The 5,552-nt window shown below is 60.1% G+C and carries 8 protein-coding genes and 1 pseudogene; 1 reads left to right on the top strand and 8 read right to left on the bottom strand.

From position 1 onward, the window contains the following. Together AX702_RS02195 and AX702_RS02200 are read right to left on the bottom strand one after the other, a co-directional pair. On the bottom strand, positions 1 to 341 hold a 341-nt coding region (locus AX702_RS02195), incomplete at its 3' end, for a chromate transporter (protein ID WP_197420471.1). Further along, the gene (locus AX702_RS02200) at positions 338 to 1,162 is read right to left on the bottom strand and encodes a chromate resistance protein ChrB domain-containing protein (RefSeq protein WP_066775691.1); all 825 of its coding nucleotides are present in this window, start codon (positions 1,160 to 1,162) and stop codon (positions 338 to 340) included. The genes AX702_RS02195 and AX702_RS02200, both read right to left, overlap by 4 nt. Before the next feature lie 802 nt (positions 1,163 to 1,964). On the opposite strand from AX702_RS02200, the gene AX702_RS02210 reads away from it, so the two are divergent. Beyond that, positions 1,965 to 2,510 (top strand): MOSC domain-containing protein, encoded by a 546-nt coding sequence (locus AX702_RS02210; protein WP_066775698.1) that lies wholly within the window; start codon positions 1,965 to 1,967, stop codon positions 2,508 to 2,510. 76 nt (positions 2,511 to 2,586) lie between these two features. Here AX702_RS02210 and AX702_RS02215 read toward each other — a convergent pair whose 3' ends face one another. The 6 genes and pseudogenes from AX702_RS02215 to AX702_RS22790 all read right to left on the bottom strand — a co-directional run. Continuing rightward, positions 2,587 to 2,943, bottom strand: coding sequence for a GFA family protein (locus tag AX702_RS02215; RefSeq protein WP_443026277.1), 357 nt, complete (start codon positions 2,941 to 2,943; stop codon positions 2,587 to 2,589). 147 nt (positions 2,944 to 3,090) lie between these two features. Then, a complete protein-coding gene (locus AX702_RS02220) occupies positions 3,091 to 3,273 on the bottom strand; it encodes a hypothetical protein (RefSeq protein WP_156455318.1) in 183 nt (60 codons plus the stop codon). Positions 3,274 to 3,569: 296 nt separating this feature from the next. Further along, positions 3,570 to 3,947: a hypothetical protein gene (locus AX702_RS02225; protein WP_156455319.1), complete on the bottom strand. Its 378-nt coding sequence runs from the start codon at positions 3,945 to 3,947 to the stop codon at positions 3,570 to 3,572. Next, a complete protein-coding gene (locus AX702_RS02230; RefSeq protein ID WP_066775705.1) occupies positions 3,919 to 4,281 on the bottom strand; it encodes a hypothetical protein in 363 nt (120 codons plus the stop codon). The genes AX702_RS02225 and AX702_RS02230 overlap by 29 nt, the downstream gene beginning before the upstream one ends. A 132-nt stretch (positions 4,282 to 4,413) precedes the next feature. Beyond that, positions 4,414 to 5,040: a hypothetical protein gene (locus AX702_RS22785; RefSeq protein ID WP_066775707.1), complete on the bottom strand. Its 627-nt coding sequence runs from the start codon at positions 5,038 to 5,040 to the stop codon at positions 4,414 to 4,416. A gap of 13 nt (positions 5,041 to 5,053) precedes the next feature. Then, positions 5,054 to 5,194: pseudogene (locus AX702_RS22790) on the bottom strand (LuxR C-terminal-related transcriptional regulator); the annotation flags it as partial. Between the last annotated feature and the right edge of the window lie 358 nt (positions 5,195 to 5,552).

The raw sequence follows: 5,552 nt of genomic DNA on the forward strand, positions 1-5,552 counted from the left end.
CGCACTCCGCTAATATACGCCGCGAGTTGTGCCGAATGTTCTGACGACGGACAGCCGGCGATGATTCCGCCCTTCGTGCGGTGCATCAGCCAACCGATATAGGTGGCGAGCTGCTGCGCCTCCGGCCCCGGAAGTAACATGCAGTAGTTGAGAGCGTGGAGGAACCGCTGCTCGCCGATCCATCGTTTCTCGTCGACGAGGATGCGGTGCATGACTGCAATCTGTCCGGCCGGACCGCCAAACGAGAGCATGGCGATACGCAGCCATACCCAGAAAGCTTGGCCGAGCGTGACCGGTTCCGGGCGCGTCGGTGCCACGACCTCGGCTCTCACCGCGGTCATGCCGACACCTTCCCGCGTGCCGGCTGATGTGAGGACCAGTTGTGCTTCTCGCCCTGGGCGTCACGGCACCAGCGATAGAGTGCATCGTACACTGCCATGCCGGCTTCGAGCTGGGCGTGATCGTCGCTATGGATGCGCGAGAGGCCAAGCGAGATGGCGAGCAGTCCGGCCGCTTCGGGCACCAAGTCGAGCCGATCGGTATCGGCACCGCGGACGATCGCGGCCATCCGAACGAGCGGTTCGTGCGCGTCCAGGCCGAAGGCTTCGACCATTACGTCAAAGGTGCATCGTTCGCCGCGATGGCTCCAGAACACACCCTCGTCGGCGACGTCGAACGGTTCGGCCTGCTGCTGCGCAGCGACGGTCAGCACCTCGCCGGGTGCGACGAAAAGAAAGCGAGCTTCTGGATCGACGAAGCGCCGGATCAGCCACGGACACGCGATGCGATCGACCTTTGGCCTCGCTCGCGTAACCCACCATGTTCGGCCATCGTCGTGGCGTGGCGGCAGATGGGCCAGCGACACGATAGGCAATGCGCTTGCCGCCCATGCTGCGAACCCACCTTCCAGCACTTCGGCTGCCACCCCTTCACTGCGCAGGATGGCCGCCGCAGCAACTGCCAATCCGCTGCCATCAGCGTCGACGAGGGCGGCAGATGACCCGGCCGCATATCTCCATCGGGTCGGATCAGGGTGAGCTGGGAACAGTGATCCCGGAATGGCTTCGGTCGGACCGTCGCGCAGATCGACGATTCGAGGCGCGCTGGCAGAACCCACAAGGCGGGCGAGTTTGTCCGGTGTAATAGCGTTTGGAGCAGGCATAGCGCGTCCCTTGCGTGTTCGTGCTGGACGCGATGCTTTAGCTGACGCCTCGTGGGGAGATCGCGATCCCCATGCGCTTAATCAGCCATGCTTGCCTTGCGATGTCAATCACCAGCTCCCCTCGTCAATTCTCGTTACCGACAAGTTTCGAGACGCCTTTTTCATTCCCATTTTGAACCGCCTTTGGGAAAGGCATCGCGGTACGATGTCGGCTATCTCGATCATTGTTCCCGTAAGCCGCCAGTCCGCTTTCCACCCCCATCTGGTCGTCCATGATCGACGGGCTGCCTCCTAAAAGCGGACTGGCTGAAAACGCCCACTTGCGGGCACTCGCTCTTGGGCTAGCTTCGGAATGAAGGAGTGTTCATGCCGATGTCGGACCGGTTTTCGCTTACCATCAGGCGTGTACTTCCGCTCGCGGCAGCGCTGCTATCTGGCGCCCGCTTGATCCCAGCAACAATGCTCGCCTTAGTTTCGCCTATGGCGATGGCCGGTGGGCAGTCGGTTAGAGGGTGGTCGACGGTACTGTTCTTACTTGCTCAGCCAATCATGCTGATTGCTGCCGCGACCGCAGGCTTTCTCTGCTTCCACCGATTTACCAGATGGCGCTTCGTGACGGCGCTTGCGCTACCGACGTTGTGCTTTCTTGGCATGTGGCTTCTTAGCCAGACCTAACCAACCGAAGATCGCCTCCCTCCCATTCTCGGTTGCCCATCCAATCGGATCACAACGACGGAACTGGCAGCAAACGCCCATTTGCGGACGTAAGCTGCGGCCCTTAGAACAGTTCCCGGAGGGGCATATGTCGAACGGTCGGGTAGTGTCGGTTGCTTGCGACGGAGCTCATCGGTTCTCGAAGCGGGCGGTCCCGGCTATCGAGGTCGCGGCCGGTCTCGGCGTGAAAGGTGACGCGCACGAAGGGGTGATGGTCAAGCATCGCTCCCGGGTTGCGGTTGATCCGCGCCAACCTAACCTTCGGCAGGTTCACCTTATCCATGCTGAGCTATTCGAAGAGCTTGCATTGAAGGGTTTCAGCGTTGGCCCCGCTGATCTCGGCGAGAACATCACGACCTGCGGCATCGATTTGCCCACACTTCCAAGGCATACATTGATACTCATTGGTCATGATGTGGCGTTGGAGGTCACCGGGTTGAGGAACCCGTGCGCCCAGATAGAGCGTTTCAAATCGGGCTTGCTCGCCGCCGTGCTCGACCGTGGACCGAACAACGAGTTGATCCGCAAGGCTGGGATTATGAGCATCGTTAAAGGCGGCGGCGTGGTTCGTCCGGGCGACCAGATCCATATCGAAATGCCCCCACAGCCACATCTCCCTCTGGAGCGGGTCTGAGGTCTGCTCCCCACCCAAGCCCGCCGATCTGCGACATTCCGCTCCCACCCAATTTCGGACGTTTAGTGGCTTCCAGCTAGAAGTCGGCTCCGTTAACGCGGTCAATGGCGAGCGCGTCCAGGTCGATGGCTGGTACGCAGCGCAGGTTGACGGCCCGCGTCTCGGTTCCGTTCGGGCTGGTGCCCTCTGCAAAGCACTGCACGCCGCATGTTCGGCAGACGCGATGACGCAGGCGGTGCTTATAGAATGTATAGTCCACCAGCTCCTCGCTGCCGCTCGTCAGGCTGAAGCTTAATGCGGGAACGAAGGTGAGAAGAAACCCTTTTCGGCGACAATGCGAGCAGTTGCAGCTTATCGCTTCGCTCGGCCTGTCTTCTGCCACTTCGAAGGTTACAGCGCCGCAGTGACAACTTCCTTCGTACGACATACCCATTCTCCCGCTAGGGCCGCCGTCAAGTTACAGCTCTTGATGTTCGCCTGTCACCGGAGCGCAGTACTGACCCGACTAATAATCGCCAACGCCGGTAAAGAAAGGCCGCGTCCTCGAATGTCGAACGCGGCTGACCGACTCCGCTGCGGTTCACTGGATCGTCGCGACCCCGCCGATAGCGACGCCGTCGGCCTGACATTTTTTCTCCATAATCTCGATCGCAGCGGCGACATGCGCTGCGGCAAGATCCTCCTGCTCGGCATCTAACATCGCGATTACGGTTCGCAGGGCTTCTAAGCTGCTAGTGAAAGTCGAGAAAATTGCCCGGTTCATGCTACACCCCATTGCGAGAATGAAGCGCCCCAGGGCTTCCTTCGTCACGGAGCCTTGCGTCTTGTGACGATAGTAGCCGGAACATGACACAGGTTGTCCGAACCTCCTAATCGGAAACGAGTTTATCGTGAAGGCTTGCACAAATGGCCGCGTCGCCGTCGGATGCGACCTCGCGCCCCTAAGTCTCATCTCCGGTGCTGCTGCACGATGAGGACGAAGTGCGGTAGCTGTCAGCGCCGATCCACGAAGCAATGGAGCTGGCGACGCCCTGCCCTGCCCAGCTGATGCGGGTTGCGTCAGACAGCGTCTAAGTATTGCAGCATAGCTTCCATCGCCGCAGGCGTGAGCCCGATTAAGCTCCTTTCGCGGTCGATTTCGTCATCCCACCGCCGTAGCAATCCTTGCTGCTCCATGAAGTCGAGCCAGCGAAGCCCGACGGGCGGAGAGACGCCAACGGCCTGGCAAGCTTCCTTGACCGCGACCGGAGCACCGCGCTCATAGCCGATGAACAAGTGTAGCAGGATGTCCCATCCAGGGTCGTAGAAAGCGTATTGTTTAGCAGAGAACATCGCTGAGCGATGACGAGATTGCGCTTGCAGCGTCAAAGCTCGATCAAGGTAGCTAGGCGTTTCTGCGGTACGCTCGTCAGCGTGCATCAAACGAAGATTGCTCATCCTTGACCTGCCAAGACCAGTCGGGTTCCGGACTGCGCCGTCGATGTCGCCATGTACCGACCGCCAGGATGACCAAGGCGATGTAGGCCAGCTCTCCCGATATTCGGGCATACACTTCCGGCAGGATCGTCTGATCGTACGCTCTCACGCCGTGGACTGCCATCGTCAGCAGCTGCACGGCTGCGAAGTACAATGGCCAAAACCGATCGGCGTACAGCGCGACAGCAACAAGCCCGATAAACATGACGCCATCGATGACCAGCAGCGGCTCGACCACCGTTTGCCAGGATTGGCGCGGAACAAGCGTGGTTGCAATTGTGGCAACGACGACCATCGCGCCGACAAGTCTTTCTGGGGCACCTCCCCGACGTGCCGCATAGAGGCACGTCGGGACGGCAACCAGTAAGAAGACGAGCGACCTGATGATCCATATTGCCACGGCGGCACTCGTCAGCACTTTGAGTGCTCACGCCTGCGCCCGTGCATCACTGTCGGAGAAGGCGAGCACCGGTTTCGCTGTATCGCCGAACATCGCGGGATCGATATGCAGTGCCTCAGCGACGCGATCCAGAAGTCGATGGCCTGAGACAGCGTGCCCTCTGGCTTGAGTGACTGCAAGCTGCGCCTCTGCCACTGCCTGGAAGACCTTATGGCCGACAACCGCGGACACTTCATGTGAAACGCGTGCCTCAACCAACGCCCGAGCCAGTTCGCCCCCGGCAGCGAAGGTTTGATCCAGCAGATCCTCGAAGTGACGAAGTTGATCTGCCACTGCCATGACGGCACTTGCCCGGCGCTCATCTGAAGAGCTGATTGATAAGGTGGACGCCGGAAGCGAGCGCCCCGAAGCCGATGGCTCCGATCGCTGCGAGGATGAAGATGCAAACGAGACGGGCGAGTGGGTGAAGTTCATTACGTGCTCCTGTCCGAACCGGGAGCCAGCGCTGCCAAGCTTGAGGCTGAAGCGCTGGTCCGGCGGAAGAGCCAGCACCAGTTTGGGCAGGTTCATCCACCCGCGCAGTGTCACCCCTGATCGGATCAGGTGGCCTTGCGCCGAAGCATATACGCGCGGCGTGGCGCCGATCTCGCGCACCTAGGCGTGCGACAGCCTCAGCAATGTAGCCGTCGACGGTGTTCTTGGAGATACCTAGGGCGAGCGCGATCTCCTTCGAAGAGTGCTGCTCCCACACCCTCCTCAAGCACTCCCGCTGCTGACGGGTCAACGAATCGCGGGCAGGTTCCTCCATCAGGGACAGATTAATCTGTTCTGCGCCTGGGCTGCTACAGGCTGTCTCGGTTGTCCGATGATGGGAGAGCTAAGGCGCCTATCTCAGGTATGCCCAGAAACAACTGCCAAGTGATATAGGCCGCAGATGCCTAGCTCCAACGCCAGTTCGCTTCGTGAGGCCTTGACCAAAATGGAGGAGGCTCTCTGGTTGCTAGATGAATGCGGCCCGACCCTCGCTGCAGTTCATCTGGCTACCGCCATTGCAGTTCTTAGGACGGATGTCAGTCCGCCGTTGTAATGCTGAACAACCGGCTAAGAACTTTGGCGCGGTACCAGTCGTGGAACTGATCGCTGCCTAGCTGACGCACGAAGGCTTA

Origin of the sequence: Sphingomonas sp. CCH5-D11 (assembly GCF_001557395.1) — a bacterium.
In the GTDB taxonomy this organism is placed as follows: domain Bacteria; phylum Pseudomonadota; class Alphaproteobacteria; order Sphingomonadales; family Sphingomonadaceae; genus Sphingomonas.

What these genes read in the sequence shown, in the direction of transcription:
- AX702_RS02200 (WP_066775691.1), bottom strand. Translation starts at nt 1,162, where the DNA reads ATGCCTGCTCCAAACGCTATTACACCGGACAAACTCGCCCGCCTTGTG.
- AX702_RS02210 (WP_066775698.1), top strand. Translation starts at nt 1,965, where the DNA reads ATGTCGAACGGTCGGGTAGTGTCGGTTGCTTGCGACGGAGCTCATCGG.
- AX702_RS02215 (WP_443026277.1), bottom strand. Translation starts at nt 2,943, where the DNA reads ATGGGTATGTCGTACGAAGGAAGTTGTCACTGCGGCGCTGTAACCTTC.
- AX702_RS02220 (WP_156455318.1), bottom strand. Translation starts at nt 3,273, where the DNA reads ATGAACCGGGCAATTTTCTCGACTTTCACTAGCAGCTTAGAAGCCCTG.
- AX702_RS02225 (WP_156455319.1), bottom strand. Translation starts at nt 3,947, where the DNA reads ATGAGCAATCTTCGTTTGATGCACGCTGACGAGCGTACCGCAGAAACG.
- AX702_RS02230 (WP_066775705.1), bottom strand. Translation starts at nt 4,281, where the DNA reads ATGGTCGTCGTTGCCACAATTGCAACCACGCTTGTTCCGCGCCAATCC.